Origin of the sequence: Amycolatopsis sp. NPDC051716 (assembly GCF_040681595.1) — a bacterium.
GTDB lineage: Bacteria > Actinomycetota > Actinomycetes > Mycobacteriales > Pseudonocardiaceae > Amycolatopsis.
The window spans coordinates 41,675-59,947 of record NZ_JBFAZA010000033.1 but is presented as its reverse complement, the minus strand read 5'-3'; the positions used below and the strand labels follow the sequence as shown (position 1 = coordinate 59,947).

The 18,273-nt window shown below is 70.9% G+C and carries 20 protein-coding genes; 7 read left to right on the top strand and 13 right to left on the bottom strand.

The genetic code is table 11. The features are described from left to right. Nucleotides 1-12: 12 nt before the first annotated feature. Complete coding sequence (locus AB0M30_RS35385; protein WP_364593114.1) at nucleotides 13-561, bottom strand: TetR/AcrR family transcriptional regulator; 549 nt, start codon at nucleotides 559-561, stop codon at nucleotides 13-15. 63 nt (nucleotides 562-624) lie between these two features. Between AB0M30_RS35385 and AB0M30_RS35380 the strand changes: the two genes are divergently transcribed. Beyond that, nucleotides 625-1,566 (top strand): SDR family NAD(P)-dependent oxidoreductase, encoded by a 942-nt coding sequence (locus AB0M30_RS35380; protein ID WP_364593111.1) that lies wholly within the window; start codon nucleotides 625-627, stop codon nucleotides 1,564-1,566. Nucleotides 1,567-1,759: 193 nt separating this feature from the next. On the opposite strand, the gene AB0M30_RS35375 is transcribed toward AB0M30_RS35380, so the two are convergent. Next, a complete protein-coding gene (locus tag AB0M30_RS35375; protein WP_364593108.1) occupies nucleotides 1,760-3,304 on the bottom strand; it encodes an FAD-dependent monooxygenase in 1,545 nt (514 codons plus the stop codon). Nucleotides 3,305-3,374: 70 nt separating this feature from the next. On the opposite strand from AB0M30_RS35375, the gene AB0M30_RS35370 reads away from it, so the two are divergent. Both AB0M30_RS35370 and AB0M30_RS35365 read left to right on the top strand, forming a co-directional pair. After that, nucleotides 3,375-3,947 (top strand): helix-turn-helix domain-containing protein, encoded by a 573-nt coding sequence (locus AB0M30_RS35370; RefSeq protein WP_364593105.1) that lies wholly within the window; start codon nucleotides 3,375-3,377, stop codon nucleotides 3,945-3,947. A 92-nt stretch (nucleotides 3,948-4,039) separates the two neighbouring features. Continuing rightward, on the top strand, nucleotides 4,040-5,416 hold the full coding sequence (locus AB0M30_RS35365; RefSeq protein ID WP_364593102.1) for a DUF4303 domain-containing protein: 1,377 nt from the start codon (nucleotides 4,040-4,042) through the stop codon (nucleotides 5,414-5,416). Between the two features lie 162 nt (nucleotides 5,417-5,578). Here the strand turns inward: AB0M30_RS35365 and AB0M30_RS35360 are convergent, their stop codons facing one another. Further along, complete coding sequence (locus tag AB0M30_RS35360; RefSeq protein ID WP_364593099.1) at nucleotides 5,579-6,268, bottom strand: alpha/beta fold hydrolase; 690 nt, start codon at nucleotides 6,266-6,268, stop codon at nucleotides 5,579-5,581. Between the two features lie 32 nt (nucleotides 6,269-6,300). Continuing rightward, nucleotides 6,301-7,449 carry a YbfB/YjiJ family MFS transporter gene (locus AB0M30_RS35355; protein ID WP_364593096.1) on the bottom strand — a complete coding sequence of 383 codons (1,149 nt, stop codon included), beginning with the start codon at nucleotides 7,447-7,449 and terminating at the stop codon, nucleotides 6,301-6,303. A gap of 76 nt (nucleotides 7,450-7,525) precedes the next feature. Between AB0M30_RS35355 and AB0M30_RS35350 the strand changes: the two genes are divergently transcribed. After that, the gene (locus AB0M30_RS35350; RefSeq protein WP_364593093.1) at nucleotides 7,526-8,113 is read left to right on the top strand and encodes a TetR/AcrR family transcriptional regulator; all 588 of its coding nucleotides are present in this window, start codon (nucleotides 7,526-7,528) and stop codon (nucleotides 8,111-8,113) included. Between the two features lie 44 nt (nucleotides 8,114-8,157). Here the strand turns inward: AB0M30_RS35350 and AB0M30_RS35345 are convergent, their stop codons facing one another. Beyond that, nucleotides 8,158-9,006: a LysR family transcriptional regulator gene (locus tag AB0M30_RS35345; protein ID WP_364593091.1), complete on the bottom strand. Its 849-nt coding sequence runs from the start codon at nucleotides 9,004-9,006 to the stop codon at nucleotides 8,158-8,160. 93 nt (nucleotides 9,007-9,099) lie between these two features. On the opposite strand from AB0M30_RS35345, the gene AB0M30_RS35340 reads away from it, so the two are divergent. Then, nucleotides 9,100-9,834 carry an SDR family NAD(P)-dependent oxidoreductase gene (locus AB0M30_RS35340; protein ID WP_364593088.1) on the top strand — a complete coding sequence of 245 codons (735 nt, stop codon included), beginning with the start codon at nucleotides 9,100-9,102 and terminating at the stop codon, nucleotides 9,832-9,834. Here AB0M30_RS35340 and AB0M30_RS35335 read toward each other — a convergent pair. Further along, nucleotides 9,799-10,446, bottom strand: a complete 648-nt coding sequence (locus tag AB0M30_RS35335) for a DUF3159 domain-containing protein (RefSeq protein ID WP_364593085.1) — start codon at nucleotides 10,444-10,446, stop codon at nucleotides 9,799-9,801. The two genes, AB0M30_RS35340 and AB0M30_RS35335, sit on opposite strands and share 36 nt — an antisense overlap. Continuing rightward, nucleotides 10,443-11,576, bottom strand: a complete 1,134-nt coding sequence (locus AB0M30_RS35330; RefSeq protein WP_364593082.1) for an FAD-dependent monooxygenase — start codon at nucleotides 11,574-11,576, stop codon at nucleotides 10,443-10,445. Before AB0M30_RS35330 ends, AB0M30_RS35335 begins: the two co-directional genes overlap by 4 nt. Nucleotides 11,577-11,676: 100 nt before the next feature. On the opposite strand from AB0M30_RS35330, the gene AB0M30_RS35325 reads away from it, so the two are divergent. Together AB0M30_RS35325 and AB0M30_RS35320 are read left to right on the top strand one after the other, a co-directional pair. After that, nucleotides 11,677-12,279, top strand: a complete 603-nt coding sequence (locus AB0M30_RS35325) for a TetR family transcriptional regulator (RefSeq protein ID WP_364593080.1) — start codon at nucleotides 11,677-11,679, stop codon at nucleotides 12,277-12,279. A 40-nt stretch (nucleotides 12,280-12,319) separates the two neighbouring features. Continuing rightward, complete coding sequence (locus AB0M30_RS35320) at nucleotides 12,320-12,973, top strand: septum formation family protein (protein WP_364593077.1); 654 nt, start codon at nucleotides 12,320-12,322, stop codon at nucleotides 12,971-12,973. Nucleotides 12,974-13,173: 200 nt separating this feature from the next. On the opposite strand, the gene AB0M30_RS35315 is transcribed toward AB0M30_RS35320, so the two are convergent. From AB0M30_RS35315 to AB0M30_RS35290, 6 genes are all read right to left on the bottom strand, one after another. Beyond that, nucleotides 13,174-14,382, bottom strand: a complete 1,209-nt coding sequence (locus AB0M30_RS35315; protein ID WP_364593074.1) for a cytochrome P450 — start codon at nucleotides 14,380-14,382, stop codon at nucleotides 13,174-13,176. After that, nucleotides 14,379-14,912, bottom strand: a complete 534-nt coding sequence (locus tag AB0M30_RS35310; RefSeq protein WP_013223335.1) for an ATP/GTP-binding protein — start codon at nucleotides 14,910-14,912, stop codon at nucleotides 14,379-14,381. The genes AB0M30_RS35315 and AB0M30_RS35310 overlap by 4 nt, the downstream gene beginning before the upstream one ends. A gap of 52 nt (nucleotides 14,913-14,964) precedes the next feature. Next, a complete protein-coding gene (locus AB0M30_RS35305) occupies nucleotides 14,965-15,324 on the bottom strand; it encodes a DUF742 domain-containing protein (RefSeq protein WP_364593071.1) in 360 nt (119 codons plus the stop codon). A gap of 1 nt (nucleotide 15,325) precedes the next feature. Continuing rightward, nucleotides 15,326-15,748: a roadblock/LC7 domain-containing protein gene (locus AB0M30_RS35300; protein WP_364593068.1), complete on the bottom strand. Its 423-nt coding sequence runs from the start codon at nucleotides 15,746-15,748 to the stop codon at nucleotides 15,326-15,328. After that, the gene (locus AB0M30_RS35295) at nucleotides 15,745-17,112 is read right to left on the bottom strand and encodes an ATP-binding protein (RefSeq protein ID WP_364593065.1); all 1,368 of its coding nucleotides are present in this window, start codon (nucleotides 17,110-17,112) and stop codon (nucleotides 15,745-15,747) included. Before AB0M30_RS35295 ends, AB0M30_RS35300 begins: the two co-directional genes overlap by 4 nt. Before the next feature lie 519 nt (nucleotides 17,113-17,631). Next, the gene (locus AB0M30_RS35290; RefSeq protein WP_364593062.1) at nucleotides 17,632-18,069 is read right to left on the bottom strand and encodes a hypothetical protein; all 438 of its coding nucleotides are present in this window, start codon (nucleotides 18,067-18,069) and stop codon (nucleotides 17,632-17,634) included. Nucleotides 18,070-18,273 lie beyond the last annotated feature (204 nt).

The following is an 18,273-nucleotide window of genomic DNA, read 5'->3' as shown; positions in this document are numbered from 1 at the left end:
GCCCGCGCCTGGTCAGGGGACGAGGAGGCCGATCGCGGTGGCCATGCGGCCGAGATACGCCTCCCTGGTCTCCACCTGGTGCTTCAACCCGATCGACGCGCTGATCAAGGTCTGCGCGACACCAGTTGCCGCCTCCCCGCCCACCGCGGCGACGACGAGTGCTTCGAACCGCTTCGGAGCCGTGTGGGTGATCGGCCCCAGCAGATCCGGGTTCTGCTCGATAACCTCCGGGACGTCACGGCTCATCGGTCCCACATAGCGGCCGGCCCACCGGTCGAACGCGCCGATCAGCCGCTCCCCCAACGACTTTCCGGTGTCGGCGAGAATCTCCCCGGCCACGACGAGGTCCTGCTCGATCGCCCGGGTGACCGCCGCCCGAAACAGCTCCTGTTTGGACGAGAACAGGAAGTACAGCCCCGGCCGGGAGATCCGGGCCGCGCGCGCGACCTCCTCCATGGAGGTCTTGCGGTACCCGTGCCGGGCGAACGTCAGCAGCGCCGACTCGAGCACCGCGTCCCGGCGACCCGGCTCGGCGGCATCCGGAACTTCGGAAACAGCCATGCGGCAACTCTACGGACTCCAGTTCAACTATACAAGTTCTGTTCAGTCTGTATAGTCCGCCGAGTGACCTCATCCCGGCTCATCACCACACCGTTCACCGCCGCCAGCACCGCCGACGACGTGCTCGCGGGCGTCGACCTCACCGGCGTCCGCGCGATCGTCACCGGCGCGTCCTCCGGGATCGGCGCGGAAACCGCCCGCGCACTGGCCGCCGCCGGAGCCGAAGTGACCCTGGCCGTCCGGAACACCGCCGCCGTGACCCCAGGGCCCCGCTCGCGAGTCGCCCGGCTCGACCTCGCCGACCGGGCGTCCGTCCGCCGCTTCACGCAGGACTGGGACGGACCCCTGCATCTGCTGGTGAACAACGCGGGCGTCGTCACCGGCGGACCGGCCCACACCCCGGAGGGCTGGGAGCTGCAGTTCGCGACGAACCACCTCGGCCACTTCGCCCTCGCCGCCGGCCTGCACACCGCACTCGCCCACGGTGCCGCGGCACGCGGCGAGGCGCGGATCGTCTCGGTCAGCTCGACCGCGCACATGCGCGCCGGCGTCGACTTCGCCGACCTGCACTTCACCCGCCGCGCCTATGACCCCCAAATCGCCTACGCGCAATCGAAAACAGCGAACTCGCTGTTCGCGGTGGAAGCAACCCGCCGCTGGGCGGCCGACGGGATCTTCGCGAACACCGCCAACCCCGGCGGAGTCGCCACCGGACTGCAACGGAACTTCACCCCGGCCCAGAAGGAATCCCTCGCCGCGGCCGAAGCCGCGGGCGTCTTCACCTACAAGACCGTCGAACAGGGAGCAGCGACGAGCATCGTCGCAGCGGTCGCACCACAGTTCGCCCGCACCGGGGGCCACTACCTCGACGACGCCCAAGAGGCCTACACCGTGCCCGACGACGCCGAACTCGCCGACCACCCGCACGGCGTGAAGGAATGGGCCCTCGACCCGACCACCGCAGAACGCCTCTGGACGGTATCGGCCAACCTGATCGGGCACTGACCGCAGCCGGCCCGCGGTACCGACTCCGTCCGCCACGGCCGGGCTTCGGAAAGGTGCCGCCGCTGTGGGTAAGGCCTTGATCTTTCTTGTCGATGGGGTTGGACACGGACCAGGTTCGGGGTCCGCAGCGCGACCAAAGCGACCGAGTGCGCGTCCGGCCAGGCCGCTGATTCCGCTGGAGCTGATTTGCCCGTTATGCGGGGATGGCCGCGGTGCCGAGCACTCGGGTCACTGCCTCGGCGAGTGGCGTGCCGCATGCCGAGTGCCAGGCGACGATGACGTCCGGGCGCAGCAGCAGAGCACCGTCGGCGGGCAGGCAGACCTCGGCGAGCCAGTGCTGGTGCGACACCGTGGCCAGACGCAACCCCAGACGATCTGCTTCGACGATCCAGCGTCCGTTGTCCGGGCCGGTGAGCAGGGTCAGGCCGGGCCCGGCGAGGTCCACAGTGGACGTCTGGGCGTCGAGCCAGGCATGGGGCACGCGGGTGCCGGGACGGCCCGCCGGGGCGTAGTGGTCGACGGGCGCGGGATCGCGGCCGTCCGGGACGAACGCGCCTTCGGTGTACTGGGTGCCGAACATCGTGGCCGGCAGGTCGTCGTGCCGGCTGTCGGGCTTGGTGAAGGCGGCCAGCATGTCGCCGACGTGCCCGCGGACCGTGCTGGAGGCTTCGGCGATCGCGTAGCCGGCCGGACGGCGTTCGGCGTGGTAGGTGTCGAGCAGGGCGGGCGCCGCCCGTCCGGCCAGTACGGCCGCGAGCTTCCAGGCGAGGTTGGCCGCGTCGGCGATGGCGGTGTTGGCGCCGGCCGCGGCCATCGGGGGCATCATGTGCGCGGCGTCGCCCACCAGGAACACGCGGCCGTCGCGGAACCGGTCGGCCACGCGCATCGCCGACTCCCAGGGCGACCGGCTGAGCAGTTCGACGTCGAGATCCGGAATGCCGGTCACGATGCGCAGGAGGTCGTGCCAGTCGCCGTCGCCGAGCGTGTGCGCCTCGGGGAAATCGGCCGTCGAGAACAGCCACCGGTCCGTGCCGTTGACCGAGAGGAAGGCACCGGAGGCCACCGGGTTGTCGATCTCGCACAGGTTGAACGGCTTTTCTCGCGCGAGCTCCGTGAGATCGGCACGGAAATAGAGGTCGAGGTTGTCGGCGAGATGACCGTGGCCGCTGCGCGGGATGCCCAGTGCCGTGCGGATGGGACTGCGGGCGCCGTCGGCGGCGATCAGGTAGTCCGCGGACAGCTCGTACGGCTCGCCGTCCGCCGGCTTCAGCAGCGCGGTCACCCCGTCGTCGTCTTGGGTGAAGGACACCAGTTCGGTGCCGAGCCGCACGGACACGCCCCGTTCTTCGGCGGCCCGGCGCAGGATCGGCTCCAGCACGACCTGTGGGCACAAGACGTTCGGTCCCGGGCTCAGCTCGGGAATCCTCGCCTGCTGCAGCCGCCGTTCCCGCATGGTGCCGCTCATTTCCCGCACCCGGGCGGCGGCCAGTGTCGGACCGGCCAGGACCTCGGTGAACGACGCCAGTGGCGCGCTCGCCTCGGCGACCTCGGCCGCGAGGCCCAGCAGGCGGAACACCTCGGTGCTGCGCGGGTTGAACCGGCGCGCCTTCGGCTGCGGCGACACACCGGCGTGCTTCTCGACCAGCACCGGATCCACCCCTTCGCGGCGCAGCAGCAGGGCGGCGGTCAGCCCGGCGATCCCGCCACCGCTGATCAGAACAGGAACACGAACCGTCATCGGAACTCCTCGAGCTAAAAGTGACACCGTACAACTGAGTACACCGTACAACTAGTGGTATCGTCAAGGCATGACGACCGGGATGGGCAGGCGGGAGCGCAAAAAGGCAGCTACCCGCCAGGCACTGGCCGACGCGGCCCTGCGGCTGTTCCTCGAACGCGGCTACGACAACGTGGGCGTCCGCGAGATCGCCGACGCCGCCGACGTGTCCACCACGACCCTGCAGAAACACTTCCCCAGCAAGGAATCCCTCGTCTTCGACCGGGACGCCGACATCGAAGAGGCCCTGATCGCCGCCGTGCGCGACCGCGCGCCGGGCACTTCAGTGCTCGCCGCGCTTCGGGACTACACGCTGGCCCGCGTCGAGCGCGGCGCCGCCGCCGACGGGGCGCCGGAATTCATGACCCTCGTGCGCGGCACGCCGGCACTCAGCGAGTACTGGCACCGGATGTGGATGCGGCACGAGGACGCGCTCAGCCGCGTCCTCGCCGCCGAAACCGGCGCCGCCGAAACCGATCCCGGATGCGCCGCACTGGCCCACTTCGCGCTGGAAACCTCGGCACTCGCGATCCGCTCCGAAGATCCGGCCCGCACCGTCGAAGCCGCCTTCGCCATCCTCGAACACGGCTGGCGCGCCGGGTGAACATCCGCTTCTGCCGCGGAGCGCGCGACCCGGTGGATCCATGCTCGGCCGATGCGGGGCCGGCAGGTGCGCCCTCTGCCACAATGATCCACGTGACAGCGGGCTTGAACTGGGCCGATTTCGAGCAGACCCTCCACGACGGCGTGGTGCGGGCCGTGGCCTCGGCGGTGGCCGACCATCCCGGCGAACGGTTCTACGCGGCGGCGCTGAATCACGTCTACCGGGAGGAAGACGGCCACATCACGCTGCCGCTGCTCGGGATCAACAGCCTCGAGGCACTGGCCCTCGAGCCCGCCGAACTGCGGGCGGAGCTGCGCTGGAGCGCCCCGGACTGGGATCTCCACCGCGACGACTGGCTGCCCGGCAACGCGGCCGAACGCTGGGAAAAGGATCTCACCACCCACGCGTGCTCCGGAACGGCCGAGCATTGGCAGGCCACCTTCGACCGCTACCTGACAACGCTGGTCGGCGTCTGCCTCCGAGCGCGGGAGACACTTTGCGAGCAAGGCGTCACCCACGACGACTTCGTGGTGCTTCTTCTCGACGAGGAACAGCACGAGACGTTGATCAGACAGGTCCTGACCGCCGACGAGGTACGCCGCCACTTCCCCGACCTGGACGCACGAGCGGCCGAACTGACCCGCATCACCGCGCTCACCCCAGCCGAACGCGCCGCTTACCTGGCTCCTTTGCTGGGAACGTCCGTCGGCGCTGTCCGATCCGAAGACGTCGAATCGGCTCTGCGCGATCTCGGACCGGCGGCCTTTCCCGCCTTGCTCCCGCTGCTCGCCACCGCGGACCGGGCCTGGCAAGCCGCGAAACTGCTGGCCGACATCGGCCGGCCCGATGACGCCATCATCCATGCACTTCACGTCGCGTTGGAACGGACCCACGGGACGGCCCAAGGCTGGGTCGCGGGAGCGCTGTCCCGGCTCGGTCGCCTCGATCTCGTTCTCGACCGAGCCGAAAGCCTCCCCGAGGACGTGCTGGTCGGGGCCGTCGCCGCGCCCTACACCAGCTTCCGAGACCACGCAGGAAACCCGCCGCCACTGGATTACCGGCCCCTGGCCGACTTCATCGAACACCGGCCGGCGTACCTGCCCGCGCTGGAGCGCCACCTCGCACCCGGCAGCGGCTTCTCCGGCCTGGCAGCGCACGAGGTGGACGCCGCGGTGGCAGGCTTGAGCTCACCACACCAGATCATCCGCCGGCACGCCGTCGCCGTCCTCGGCCGACGACGGCTCGGCCAAGACATCGGACGTCGGGTGCTGCCGCTACTCTGCCGCACGATCCGGCAAGACCCCGACCCCGTCGCCCGACGCCTGGCGATTCTGTCGCTGCTGTGGTGGCGCAACGATTCCCGCCGGCTGGCCACAGTAGTCCGCGAAGCATTGGCCGACCCGGCAGAGGAAGTGCGTGAGACAGCCACCCACTGGCTTCGCGAACAGCTCACCGACGAGCCCGCCTGACAGTCGGCATTGCCGACCCCGACGACACCGCGCAGACCTCCTTCGGTCACGCCATTCCGGTAGCGCCCTTCTGATAAAGGCCGCAGGCGGCCTTCTCCCAGCGACGCCGCAAATCGGCCGGCAACCTCGTCTTCACCTCCGACTCTGGCCTGAGGCGAGGATTCACGTCCTGTCCACAGTCGACGGTTGAGCGGCGTCGAGCAGGATCTTCAGCAGCTCGGCCGGCGCGTCACGCATGAGGTTGTGTCCGCTGTCGAGTGCGTGGGTGGTCCACGCGGGGTCCGCGCGAAGGCGCTCGTAGATGGGCGTGAAGGGTGACTGGCCGTCCCAGCCGGCGGCGTAGACGTAGTCCCGGCGCCGGAAACCGGTGCTGTCGCCGGACAGGCGGAGCGGCTGGAGCAGTGAGGCGAGCGGGTGCGGGGTGGCTCGCGGGTCGAAGAACGGCAGGGGACGTGTGGCGTAGCCGTTGTCCACGACGTCGAGGTACCAGCGGCGTTCCTGGTCGGAAACCAGCGCCCAGCAGGAGTCTCCGTTCGCGGGCACGACGGCGTCGAGGTAGACCAGGCAGTCCACGCGCTCGGGCATGCGGTCGGCGGCCCCGGTGATCACCATCCCGCCGTAGCTGTGGCCGACCAGCACGGCGTCGTGGATGTTCTCGGCCGCCAGCAGTGCGGTCACGTCCTCGATGTGCGTGTCGAGGTTGACCCCGCCGTGCAGGAGGTGGCTGCGTTCGCCCACCCCGGTCAGCGTCAGGGGGTGGACGCGGTGGCCGTGCCCGCGGAGTTGCCCGGTCAGATCGGCGAAAGACCAGCCGCCGTGGCACATGCCGGGGACGAGGACGAAGGTGGCCATGATCGTGCTCCGTGTGGTTGTCGGGTGCGGGTTCAGCGGATTTCGGCGTCGAGTTCTGGCGGTATAGCCGGTCGGGCCGCCGCCAGTGCCGCCGCGGCGGCACACAGGACGGCGGTCCAGGCGAGGGGTGCGGCGGTCGAGGTGTGGTCGGCGAGGATGCCGGCCAGCCACGGGCCCACGGTCTGCCCGGTGGCGAAGAGCATGGTGAACGCGGCCAGCGTGGCGGTCCAGCCGGCGGGCGGGACGGCGGTCCGGATGTGGGCGGTGACGGCCGCGGGGACCGCCATGAAGGTCACCCCGTAAGCGATCGCGGAGGCGATCACGACCGCGGGTGAGGGTGACAGCAGCGCCAGCGCCGCGCCGCCGGCCAGCACGCCGAGCACGACGGCCAGGGCGCGGGTGCCGGGCCAGCGGGTGATCGGGCGGCTCCACAGGACCGGGGCGACCACGACCGCGGCGCCCAGCGCCGTCCACGTGAGGACCACCTGCATGACCGGTGCGTGCCGTTCGGCCAGGTAGACGGACAGGAAGGTGATGTAGGTGATGTACCCGGCGGCGAAGAGGAAGTACGCCACGGCGACCCGGCGCAGCGGACGCACCCGTGCTCGGCCAGCCTCACCGGCCGGCGGCTCCTCGCCGGTTCCCGCCGCCGTCCAGCTGATCAGGGTGGCCAACCCGGCCGCGGCACCCAGGACGGCCCACGCCGTCTGCCACTGATCACCCAGGACCGGGATGGTCGCACCGCTGAGGATGATCCCCAGGCCCGTGCCCGCGAAGTACACCGTGATCGGCACGCTGGACCCGGCACGCGCGGCGATCCGGGCCGCGATGACACCACCCGCGACGAACACCACCGCCCCGCTCGCCCCAGCCACGGTGCGGACCGCCGGCAGCACCACGAAATCGCCGCCCGCCGCCGTACCCGCCAGCGCCAACGCGGTGACGACCATGCCCCAGCGGAAGACCGCGGCGGTGCCCCAACGGCGTACCAGCGCCCCCGCCACCGCCGCGCCGACCAGGTAACCCAGCCCGTTCGCGGCGCTGATCACTCCCGCGTCGGCCAACGTCCAGCGCAGGTCGTCCCGCATGGCCGGCACGAGCAGCCCGTACGCGAACCGCGCGAGGCCCAGCGCGGACGCGGTCCCGAGCGCCAGCCGCACGGCCCGCCCCGTCGCCGTCATGCGCACCCCCAGATCGAACCGATCAGTTCTATCCAGACGCTAGCACAAGGATCGAACCGATCGGTACGATCGAGTCATGCCCGTTGCCAAAGGCACGACCATCGACCCGGAGCGCACCCGCGCGACGATCCTGCACGCGGCCACCCGGGTGCTGTACGAACGTGGGCTCGACGGCATCGGCGTGGCCGAACTGTGCGCCCGCCTCGGCGTGTCCAAGGAGACGCTCTACCGGCACTTCGGCAGCAAGGACGGACTCGTCCAAGCGATGCTCGAAGCACGGAGTGACCGGGTCGTCCGCTGGCTGACCGACGCCGTCGAGGCCGCCGGAGACGACCCCGCCGACCAGCTCACCGCCCTGTTCGGCACGCTTCAGGGCTGGTACGACGAGCCGGCTTTCCGCGGCTGCGCACTCCTCAACGCCGCCGCCCAGCACCACACCGGCACCGTCCGGGCCATCACCGCCCGCCACCTCGGCCGCTACCTCGAACTGCTGACCGGAATCGCCGGCCGCGCCGGAGCCGCCGACCCCGGCCGACTCGGACAGCACCTACTCATCCTCGTCGAGGGCGCCACCGTCGTGGCCGACCACCACAACTCGACCCGCGCCGGCGAACAGGCACTCCAGGTCGCGCTCACCCTGCTCGCCACGGCCCGCCGTACCTGACCTGCCACCACGGCGCGGGATCCAGCTCTCTTGACGGGCTTCGGTTACAGGCCGGCAGCCGTGCGGACGAGCCTGGCGACGGCCGGGGAGCGGCTGTGGGTGGGCCACGCGAGAACCGTCGTGACGGGAGATGCGCCGGTCAACGGAACGGCGACGTGGGCGCTCCACAGCCACGATCGGGCGGAGGCGCCCGTGACGGCGACGGTGTGCCCGAGGGCGATCAGCTGCGCCAGCTGGGACTGGTCGTGGATCTCGGGGCCCGGGCCGGGCGGGTAAGCGCCGTCGTTGCAGGGCCAGCGGGCGATCGGGAGATCCGCCAGATCGCTGATGTCGGCCATGGTCAGCGACGGGCGTGTGGCGAGGGGATGCGCCGCCGGCAGGATGGCGACCTGCTCCTCGGTGAGCAGGTCTTCGGTGTCGAACCCCGCGAGGGAATGGAAAGGGCGCTGCATGAGCGCCACGTCGGCGCGGCCGTCTCGCAACATCCGTGCCTGCTCCCCCATTCCGCACAGCAGCACCTCGATTTCGGCCGCGTCGGGTTCGGCGGCGTGGGCGTCGAGGAGCCTCCGCAGCAGCTCGTGGTTCGCGCCGGCCTTTGTCGCCAGCGTCAGCCGGTTCGTGGCGGACGCCGCGCGGCGGGTGCGCCGGGCGGCCGCGGCGGCGGCCTCGAGGATGACGCGGGCTTCGCCGAGCAGGACCCGGCCTGCGTTCGTGAGGGTGACGCCGCGGCGGTTGCGTTCGAGCAAGGTGACACCGAGACGCCGTTCGAGCTGCTGGATCGCCCGGGACAACGGCGGCTGAGCGATGCCGAGGCGCTCGGCGGCCCGGCTGAAGTGCAGTTCCTCGGCGACGGCGACGAAGTACCTCAGCTCGCGGGTCTCCAGCGTGTCCACCGCATCACGATATCTGCCGTGATACCGGGCGGGTATGACAGCGCACCTGATCGGTGTTGGGAACACCGCTCGCCGGTGGGCAGGATCAAGGTCATGAGCGACAAGAAGCTCGCGTTGGTGACCGGCGCGAACAAAGGACTCGGCTACGAGATCGCCGCGGGGCTGGGTGCGAGGGGCTACCGCGTGGCGGTGGGTGCCCGCGACGAGGCCCGGGGCGAGGCGGCCGTGAAGACGCTGCACGCCGCCGGGGTGGACGCGTTCGCCGTCCCGCTGGACGTCACCAGTGACCGCAGCGTCACCGAGGCCGCGGAACTCGTCGAACGTCGAGGCGGACGCCTGGACGCTCTGGTCAACAACGCCGCCATCTCCGGAGAAATGGGACCGGGGTGGATGCAGGATCCGGCCACGCTCGACCTCGACGTCGTTCGCCGGATCGTGGAAACCAACGTCTACGGGGTGATCCGGGTGACCAACGCGATGCTGCCGTTCGTGCGGCGTGCGGCGTCGCCGCGCATCGTCAACGTCTCCAGCAGCGTCGGATCCGTGACACTGCAGGCGAATCCGGACATCGAAGTCGGCCCGATCATGGCGGCCTACGCGCCGGCGAAGTCGTACCTCAACGCCGTCACCGTGCAGTACGCGCGCCGATTCACCGGTACGGACATCCTCATCAACGCCGTCTGCCCGGGCCTCGTCGCGACCGATTTCAGCGGCTTCCGAGGGCGTCCGCCCCAGGAGGCCGCGGCCACCGCGATCCGGCTCGCCACCCTGCCCGACGGCGGACCGACCGGCTCATTCGTCAACGACGACGGCACCATCCCGTGGTGACGTCCGGTCCTGCCCGCGGAGTATCCGCCAGCACAGGTACAGGCAGACGCCCGCCGAGGGCGCACCTCCCAGCAGCGTCGCGGCGACGCCGAGTGCGGTGGTCTGCCCGGCCACGTACAGCGGCAGCTGCACCGCCGTCGCGATGGCGCACTTCACCACGAACACCGCCGTGCACAGCTGGTAGCGCCGCCGTGCTGCCGGGTCGCGCCGCCAGCCGAACCGGTCGCGGCGCACCACCCCCAGCACCACTCCGACCGCCGGCCACCGCACCAGCATCGACAGCAGGAAAACCGCTCCCTGAGCCGCCTGGATCACCACGGCCGGAAGGTAGAAGTTGATCGCCTGTCCGGTGGCTCCGGCCAGCAAGGCGGAGCCCCCGACGATGGCCAGCCCGATCGCCGCCGACCAGTAGCGCCGGTCGGTCCACACACGCACGGCCGCGAGCGCCGCCACCGCGCCCACGGCGATCAGCGCGGAGGTCCACACCGCGCCGGTCAGCAGGGAGGCGACCAGGAACACCACCCGGGACGCGACGCCCTCGGCGACCGTGCGCCAACCGCCCACCGCGTCGAACACCGACAGGGACTTCCGGGTCAGCACGTCGAGGCTCATGCGCTCGCCTTCGCCGCGACGGGCGCGAAGCTGGTGCGGCGCAGGGTTTCTTCGTAGACGCCGACCGCCTCGAGCAGGCCGAGCCGGCCACGGTCCGCGTCGGCCAGCGCCTCGCCGAGGCGGTGCGCGTCCCGCATCGCCAGGTTGCCACCGAAACCCGGGGCCAGGTGGATGGCGTCGCCGAGGACCGTCACCGGGCTGGCCGGCCAGGCGGGCATCGGCGGGATCGTCCCGATCCGGAGCGCGGCCGTGACGTCCGGCCAGGCCTCGGCGACGATCAGCCGCAGCGTCGGGTGCAGGTCCGCGGCCAGCTCCTGGGCCTGGTGCCACACCGTGGCCGGTGAGCCGAGCCGCTCTCGCGTGCTGGGCAACGCCCACATCACGTAGTCCTCGACGTCGACGACAGCGCGGGAACTCAACGCGGGCAACAACTCCTCCCGCGCGGTCACCGGCCGCCGGGTGAACCGCAGCACGCCCAGCGCCATCATCGTTCCGCCCGCACTCGCGGTGGCCGGGCTGTCGCCGACCAGCGCCGGCAACCCGGTGCCGGCCACCGCGCGCAGCGGAGTCGCCCCCATGATCATGCGTCGTCCCGTGTCGGCCACCCGCACGTCCGGCAGGTACCGGCGGCGCACCGCCGAACCGATTCCGTCCGCGCCGACCAGGATGTCCCCGGTATCCGTGCCGCCGTCGGCGAAGAAGACCCGGACCGTACCGTCGGCGCGCCGCTCGAACCGTGTGAACTCGGCTCCGAACCGGACCACGTCGTCCAGTCCCGTCAGCAGCACCGCCCGGAGCAACGGCCGGTGGACCTGCCGGCCGGGCCGCGCCCGCCCGGCCGAACCGTCGGACGGCCGGGTGGCCACGACGGTCAGCTCTCCCTCCACATCGGACAGTGTCAGAGTCTGCTCGCGGGGCCCGCCCATGGTGGCTTCCGCCATCGCGACGTGCGCCGGGGGCAGGCACGCCCGCAGCGCCGCCGCGCCCCGGTCGTCGAGGTGCAGGCTCACCCCCTGCGGACGTCCTCGCGCGCCATCCCGCTCGTACACCGCGACGTCGATGCCCGCCCGGCGGAGCCCATGGGCCAGCGTCAGCCCGCCGAGACCGCCGCCGATCACGATCACTCTCATGTCCCCACCCTTTCTTCACCACTTGGTGAAGAACACGCTACGGCGGGTTCGGGCAAAACTCCACCGGCCGATGAAGAAAGGGTGCTAGGCTTCGGTGGTCATGACGGAAGACGGCACCCACGGCCGCCCCGGACGCTGGCGGTCCGGCGCGGAGAGCAAGCAGCGGATCCTGCGGACCGCGCGTGAACTGTTCGGCGAACACGGTTACCGCGCCACGACCGTGCGCGCGATCGCCACCGCGGCGGGGGTCGACCCGGCGATGGTGTTCTACTTCTTCGGCACCAAGCAGGGCCTGTTCGGCGCCGCTGTCGAGATGTCCGAGAACGTCCCGCCGGCCATCGAGTCGATCTTCGCCGGCGGCCTCGACACCATCGGCGAGCGCATCATCCGGACCCTGGTGGAGAACCTCGACAAGTCCGGCCGCACCCCGCTCGTGATGCTGACCAGATCGGCACCGAGCGACGCCCAGTCCCAAGAGCTGCTGCGCGAGTTCATCGACCGCGAAATCACCGACCGGCTGGCGGCGCTGCTCGGCACGCCGGACGCCGCACTGCGGGCCGCCATGGTCAACGTCCAGATCCTCGGTCTCACGGTGGCGAGGTACATCATGCGGATCGAGCCGATCGCGTCCGCCTCCGTCGACGAACTGGTCGACAGGTTCGGTCCCCTGGTGCAGCACTGCCTGACCGCACGAGCTCGCTAGGATCCACTCCGCCGGGTCGGGGGATTCCGGAGGGGGAACCTTGTTCGACGAAACGCGTTCGACGCTGTCCAGCCACGACCAGACGACGGTCCACGGCCCCGTGGGCTCCACCGAGCGGACCGACGGGTTCGCGATCGCGGCGTTCCTCTGCGGCCTCGTCGGTCTGGTGCCGCTCGCCGCGCTGTTCGGCATCCGTGCGCTCGTCCGCACCAACCGATCCGGGCGCGGACTGGCGGTGGCCGGCCTCGCGCTCAGCGTGCTCTGGCTGGGCGTCGGCGTGGTGAAGGTCGCGCCCGTGCTGTTCGCGCACCCGGCTGCCACGCTCGCGCAGCTGACCTCCGACGGCAAGGACTCCATCCACGCGCTGGCGACGGGCGACTGCTTCGACTCCGGCGCCGACGGCGAACACGTCACCCGGATCCCGTGCGAGAAACCGCACGACGAACAGATTTTCAACCGCATCGACGTGGGCGAGACCGCTGATGCCTACCCGGGCCTCGAAGCGATTCGCGAACCGGCGCTGACCACCTGCCGGATCGCGGCGGCGGCCTACTTCACCACGGGCACCCCGCCGTCCGGGCTCGAGTTCTTCGCGCACCTCCCGACCCGCGAATCCTGGATCGGCGGCGTACGCGCGGCGACCTGCACCTTCGGGCGGCCGGGCGAGAAGCTCACCGCGTTCGTGCAGCCCTGACCGGGGTTCGGTGCCGGACCGCGTAGCGGAACAGTGCGATCTGCGACGAGTCGCGGTGTTCCCGGAACGTCCGCACGTGGTGGATCAAGTTGGCCAGGCTCACTCCGAAGTCGGCCGAGTCGGGTAGGGCCCGCGGTGTCACCACGTCCCCGGCGCGGAACCGGAAGCCGGCCGGACGGCGGGCTGCCCGCCGTCCGGGGTCACCAGGCCAGCGTGAACTTCACCGGCAACGCCGCCAGGCCGCGGAACAGCGGCGACGGCCGCCACTCCAGCGTGTCGGGCGGCACCGCCAGCACCACGTCCGGGAGGCGGTCGAGCAGGACTTCGATCGCGGCCTCGGCGATCACCTTGGCGATCTCCTGGGCCGCGTACGGACACCGGTGTTCGCCGTGGCTGAACGACATGTACGCCTGGTTTCCGGTCGACGCCTGCGGGACCGGGCGGACGAGCGGGTCCTGGTTGGCCGCGGCGAGGCCGAGGATGAGCAGGTCGCCCTGGCGGATCTGCCGGCCGCCCAGCCGGAGGTCGTGGACGGCGAACCGGCCCGGGAAGTTCTGCGTCGGCGTGTCCTCCCAGAGCACCTCGTTCAGCGCCTGGCCGACGCTGCGGCGGCCGCCGGACAACGTCATCGCGAAGCGGTCGTCGGTGAGCATCAGCCGCAGGGTGTTGCCGATCCAGTAGGCGGTGGGCAGCTGCCCCGCGTTCATCAGGTGGAGCAGGTCTTCGGTGATCTCCTCGTCGGCGAGCGCGGCCGGGTGGGCCAGCAGCCGCGACGTGACGTCCGGCCCGGGATCGCGCCGCTTGGACTCGACCATTCGCCGCACCTTCTCCCGGACGCGCGCGTAAGCCTCGTTCGCGCCCTCGCCGGCGGCGTGCGTCCGGTAGACGTCACGGACCAGGTCGCCGGTTTCCGCGGCCGGCACGCCGATCATCCGGGCGACGACGGGCAGCGGTATTCCGTCGGCGTACTGCGTGATCAGGTCCGCCTCGCCGGAGCCGGCGAAGGCGTCGATGAGCTCGTCGGCCACCTGCTGGGCACGCGCGCCCAGGTCGAACTGGTCGACGGCGCCGAGCGCTTCGTCGAGCGCCTCGGCCCGCCGCCGGTGCTCGGCGCCCTCGGCGAACATCATCGTCGGCTGGTAGCCGAGGAGCGGGAGCAACGGCCAGTCCGGCGGCACCCGGTCCCAGGCGTTCCAGCGCCGGGAGTCGCGCCCGAAGACGTCCGGATTGCTCACGACGTGCTGCACCTCGCGGTAGCCCAGTACCAGCCACGCCGGCAGGTCGCCGTCGAGCAGGACCGGGGCCACCGGCCCGTGCGCCCGCCGAAGCTCCGCGTAGAGGTCGGCGGACTTCTGCTGGAACAGCGGCCCGTACAACGGCGTGGCGAGGGCGGGCTGGGGGGTGGTCATGACGCGGTCTCCCGGGCGGAGGACAGGGCGAAGAGGTGGTTGACGAGGGTGAGCAGGACGGTCTTGCCGGAGTCGCGCCGCCGGGCGTCGCAGTCGATCAGCGGGACGTGGGGAGACAGGTCGAGGGCCTGCCGCACCTGGTCCAGGGTGTGTTCCGGCCGGCCGAAGTTGTTGCGCGCCACGATGAACGGCGTCCCGTGGTGTTCGAGGCGGTCGATGGAGTACCAGGAATCGGCCAGCCGGCGGGTGTCCACCAGCACGACGGCGCCCAGGGTGCCGGCGAACAGGCGGTCCCAGAGGAACCAGAACCGCTCTTGACCCGGCGCGCCGAACAGGTACAGCACCATGTGCTCGTTGAGGGTGATCCGCCCGAAGTCGAACGCGACCGTGGTGGTGGTCTTGCCGTGCGAGGCGCCGTCGTCGATCCCGACGCCCGCCTGCGTCATGGTTTCCTCGGTGCTCAGCGGGCGGATTTCGCTGACCGAACGGACCATGGTCGTCTTGCCCACCCCGAACCCGCCGACGATCACGATCTTCAGCCCGTCCCTGGCGGTGCTCGGCAGCGGCGTACGGGCGTCTTGCTCAGAGCTTCTTGAGTCCAACAAGCACCTGCTTCAGGGTTTCGAGATCGGGCAGACGGGTGTCGACGGGAGCCGAGGACGGGTGGCGGGCGGTGATCCGGCCGGTGTCGAGCAAGTCGCACAACAGGATCTTCACGACGCTCACCGGCAGGCCGAGCTCCGAGGAGACCTCCACCATCGCCGTCGGGTGCCGGCACATCCGCAGGATCTTGACGTGCTCGGACTGCATGCCCGGGACCGGATCGCCTTCGCTCACGATCAGCGTCACGAGGTCCAGTGCGCTCTCGTTCGCGCGGCTGCGCCCGCCGGTGACGGTGTACAACCGGTCCGGGTCCTCGCGGTGCAGGTCTTCCCGGCTCATGTCAGCCGGCCGCGGTGCCGCGGCTGGGGTCGGGGCGGGGCGGGGCGGTCAGGTGCTCGCCGATCTGCTCGACGAGCTCGTTCATGTTGTGGCCGATGACGCCCACGTCCGCGTCATCGCCGGCGATGACGGCGAGGTGCGCGCCCTCGCCGGCTTCCACGATGAACAGCATCCCGCCGTGGAACTCCGTCATGGACTGCCGGACGCCGCCGGTGCCGTCGCCGAACTCGATCGACGTGCCGTACGCCAGGCTCTGGATGCCCGAAGCAATGGCGGCCAGCTGGTCGGCCTGGTCCATCGTGAGCCCCCGGGTGTGGCAGAGCTTGAGCCCGTCCTTGGACAGCACCAGGGCGTGCCGGGTGCCCGGCGTCTTGCTCAGGAGGTTATCCAGCAACCAGTCCAGGTCGTGATCGGTGGTGTTCATCGGCTGTCCTCCGAAGGAGCGGAAGGGCGGGTTCCCCGGCCGGCCGCGCGGAAGGCGCTGAACCGCGCACCGGCGTCGGCCCGAGCCGGGGCGGGGCTCGCCGCGGGCGGTGAGCCCGTCTTGGGCGCGGCCGCCAGCGTCTGCCCGCGACGTCGCTGCGGCAGCCCGGACGACGTACTCTCCACTTTGGACTCGGTCGCGGGAGGCGCGGCGGCCGCGGCGGCGGGTGCGGGCGGCGCGGCCGGCGGGTGCGGCGTGACCGGCCGGACGTCCGGTTCGGGCTGCGTGATCAGTTGCCGCGGGATCATGACCACCACTCCGGTGCCGCCCCGCGCGGACGGCCGGAAGTGCACGGTCAGGCCGTGTTTGCGCGCCAGGCACCCCACCACCGCCAGCCCCAGCCGGGTACCGGACAGCGTGGTCAGGTCCAGCGGCTCGGAGGACACCGCCCGCACGGCACGCTCCAGCGCCGCGGGGCTCATGACGAGGCCACTGTCCTCGATGGTGACCACGACCCCCGCGTGCACTTCCTCGACGTACACGTGCACGTTCTCCGACGGAGGCGAAAAGGCGGCGGCGTTGTCCATCAGTTCGGCCAGTGCGTGCATGACGCCTTCGGCGGCATACCCGGCGACCGCGACGGTGCTCGTCGAGTGGGTTTGCACCCGCTGGTAAGCGCTGATGCGCCCCATCGCGCCGCGCAGGATGCTTTCCATCACGATCGGCTTGGTCCAGCGCCGGCCGGACCGGGCCCCGGTCAGCACCGCGATGCTGTCCGCCAGGCGGCCGGCCTGCGCGGTGCTGTGGTCCAGTTTGAGCAGGTCGCCGAGCACGTTCTCGTCGTACCGGCCTTCCATCTCCCGCAGGTCGGCCAGCATGCTGGTGGCCAGCGCCTGGACCCGGCCGGCGGCGTTGGCGCAGGCCGCCATCGTGGCCGCGCGCATGCGCTCTCCCCGGCCGATCTCCTGCGCGACCGTGCCCAGCAGCCGCCGGTGGACGCCGTCGACGGACCCGGGCACCTCGGCGAGCGCGGTGTCCACCGATGCGCCGTCACGCACGCGCTGAACCACGGCGGGCAGTGTGTCGTCGGCGAGCCGGACGATCTCCGCGTCCAGTGCCGCGGCGTGGCCCCGCAGGTGGCGTACCGCCTGCACGCAGTACGCGGCGACCGTGACCGCGGCGCACACCACCACGGCCGCCACCGCGCCGTACCAGGCCACGAACGTCCGGTCCGCCGCGGGCGCCCCGGCCGTCATCCACCACCAGATCCCGCCGGTGACGACGATCGCGGCCGGCAGGACGAACAGGACTCGCCCCACCGGCAGGCGGACGGCCTGGTGGTGCGCGGGTAAGTGCACTGACATCGATCAGGTCCTCGTGGGGCGCTCGGAGACAGGGACATCAGGGGTGCGGAACCGGAGCGCGCCACGCAGCGGCACCCGATATCGAGCGGTCGCGGGAAACGCGCCCGGGCTCGCGCGGCGTTTCACTGCGGGGGCGACCGGCGGACTGCCGTGGGGTCGGGTGGGGAAGCTTCGATCCAGGCTCCTCATTCCCTGCGACGGTCGCCTCGGCAAGGTGCGTGCCCGGTACGGCGCATCGAGACGAGCGTCGCCGGCGGCGAGCAAGACCCTAGCGCCGATCTTTCCCGTTCGTAAGAGTCAATCTCCGGCGGCACCTTTTTCGCCGGTCATCGACGTTTCCGGAAAGTCAATCTCCAACGAGTCGGTCCGCGTATCGGGAAATGGGCGAGGAATAGGTGCCCGCCCCGCTTCGGCGATCCTCGCCGGGGCCGGCGGGCGATGGACCTCGCCGGCCGGGCATCTTGGTCACTCCCGGTGAAGCGCCCGATCAGAGCAAGACCGGCCACCTCCGGCGGCGGCTCAGTCCTTGATCGTGCAACCGTTCCTGGTGCAGATGGCGCGGTGCAAATAGCTGTTGTCGAAGTCCCACAGCTCGACGTAGGCGATGGTGATCCCGCCCGGTGCGTCGCAGGGAATGTCGACGACGAATTTCCGGGTGTCGCCGACGGACGCCGTTCGCGTTTCCACACTCGATATGCAGTGGGGGGACTCGCCTTGGAAGACGGCCGTCTTTTTCGCGGAGACCGCGTTGACCGAGCCCGTGGTGTGAATGCTGCGGGCGTTCCAGCTGATGGAGCCCTCGAGAACGCCGGCGCCGTATTCCATGCGGAACGGCGTGACCGGATGAGCTGCCGGCGTGCTCGCGTAACCGGCCGCGGGGCCGGTGAGCATTCCCAGCGCTGCCAGTATTGCCGCGATCGAGACAACCGGGAATGCTTTGACAGTGTTCTTCTTCATGGTCGGTCTCCTGGATTGGCATGCCCGGCAACTGCTTTCGGGCAGCGCGTGCTGTCGCGCGATGAGCAACCGACTCCGTTCACGGCAGGCGCGGAACAGCCGCGCGCCGAAATCCCCGGATTGCCGGTCCTCGTTCGTTCAGGCGCGGTAAGCGCAGACCGCCGTTTCGGGGGACCAGGAGATTCTGGCCCGGAAGGAGTGACA

Coding starts and splice junctions, on each gene's coding strand:
- AB0M30_RS35305 (WP_364593071.1), bottom strand. CDS start 15,324: ATGAGCCGGGAAGACCTGCACCGCGAGGACCCGGACCGGTTGTACACC.
- AB0M30_RS35355 (WP_364593096.1), bottom strand. CDS start 7,449: ATGACGGCGACGGGGCGGGCCGTGCGGCTGGCGCTCGGGACCGCGTCC.
- AB0M30_RS35325 (WP_364593080.1), top strand. CDS start 11,677: ATGACGGAAGACGGCACCCACGGCCGCCCCGGACGCTGGCGGTCCGGC.
- AB0M30_RS35300 (WP_364593068.1), bottom strand. CDS start 15,748: ATGAACACCACCGATCACGACCTGGACTGGTTGCTGGATAACCTCCTG.
- AB0M30_RS35350 (WP_364593093.1), top strand. CDS start 7,526: ATGCCCGTTGCCAAAGGCACGACCATCGACCCGGAGCGCACCCGCGCG.
- AB0M30_RS35315 (WP_364593074.1), bottom strand. CDS start 14,382: ATGACCACCCCCCAGCCCGCCCTCGCCACGCCGTTGTACGGGCCGCTG.
- AB0M30_RS35385 (WP_364593114.1), bottom strand. CDS start 561: ATGGCTGTTTCCGAAGTTCCGGATGCCGCCGAGCCGGGTCGCCGGGAC.
- AB0M30_RS35370 (WP_364593105.1), top strand. CDS start 3,375: ATGACGACCGGGATGGGCAGGCGGGAGCGCAAAAAGGCAGCTACCCGC.
- AB0M30_RS35295 (WP_364593065.1), bottom strand. CDS start 17,112: ATGTCAGTGCACTTACCCGCGCACCACCAGGCCGTCCGCCTGCCGGTG.
- AB0M30_RS35290 (WP_364593062.1), bottom strand. CDS start 18,069: ATGAAGAAGAACACTGTCAAAGCATTCCCGGTTGTCTCGATCGCGGCA.
- AB0M30_RS35330 (WP_364593082.1), bottom strand. CDS start 11,576: ATGAGAGTGATCGTGATCGGCGGCGGTCTCGGCGGGCTGACGCTGGCC.
- AB0M30_RS35375 (WP_364593108.1), bottom strand. CDS start 3,304: ATGACGGTTCGTGTTCCTGTTCTGATCAGCGGTGGCGGGATCGCCGGG.
- AB0M30_RS35335 (WP_364593085.1), bottom strand. CDS start 10,446: ATGAGCCTCGACGTGCTGACCCGGAAGTCCCTGTCGGTGTTCGACGCG.
- AB0M30_RS35360 (WP_364593099.1), bottom strand. CDS start 6,268: ATGGCCACCTTCGTCCTCGTCCCCGGCATGTGCCACGGCGGCTGGTCT.
- AB0M30_RS35340 (WP_364593088.1), top strand. CDS start 9,100: ATGAGCGACAAGAAGCTCGCGTTGGTGACCGGCGCGAACAAAGGACTC.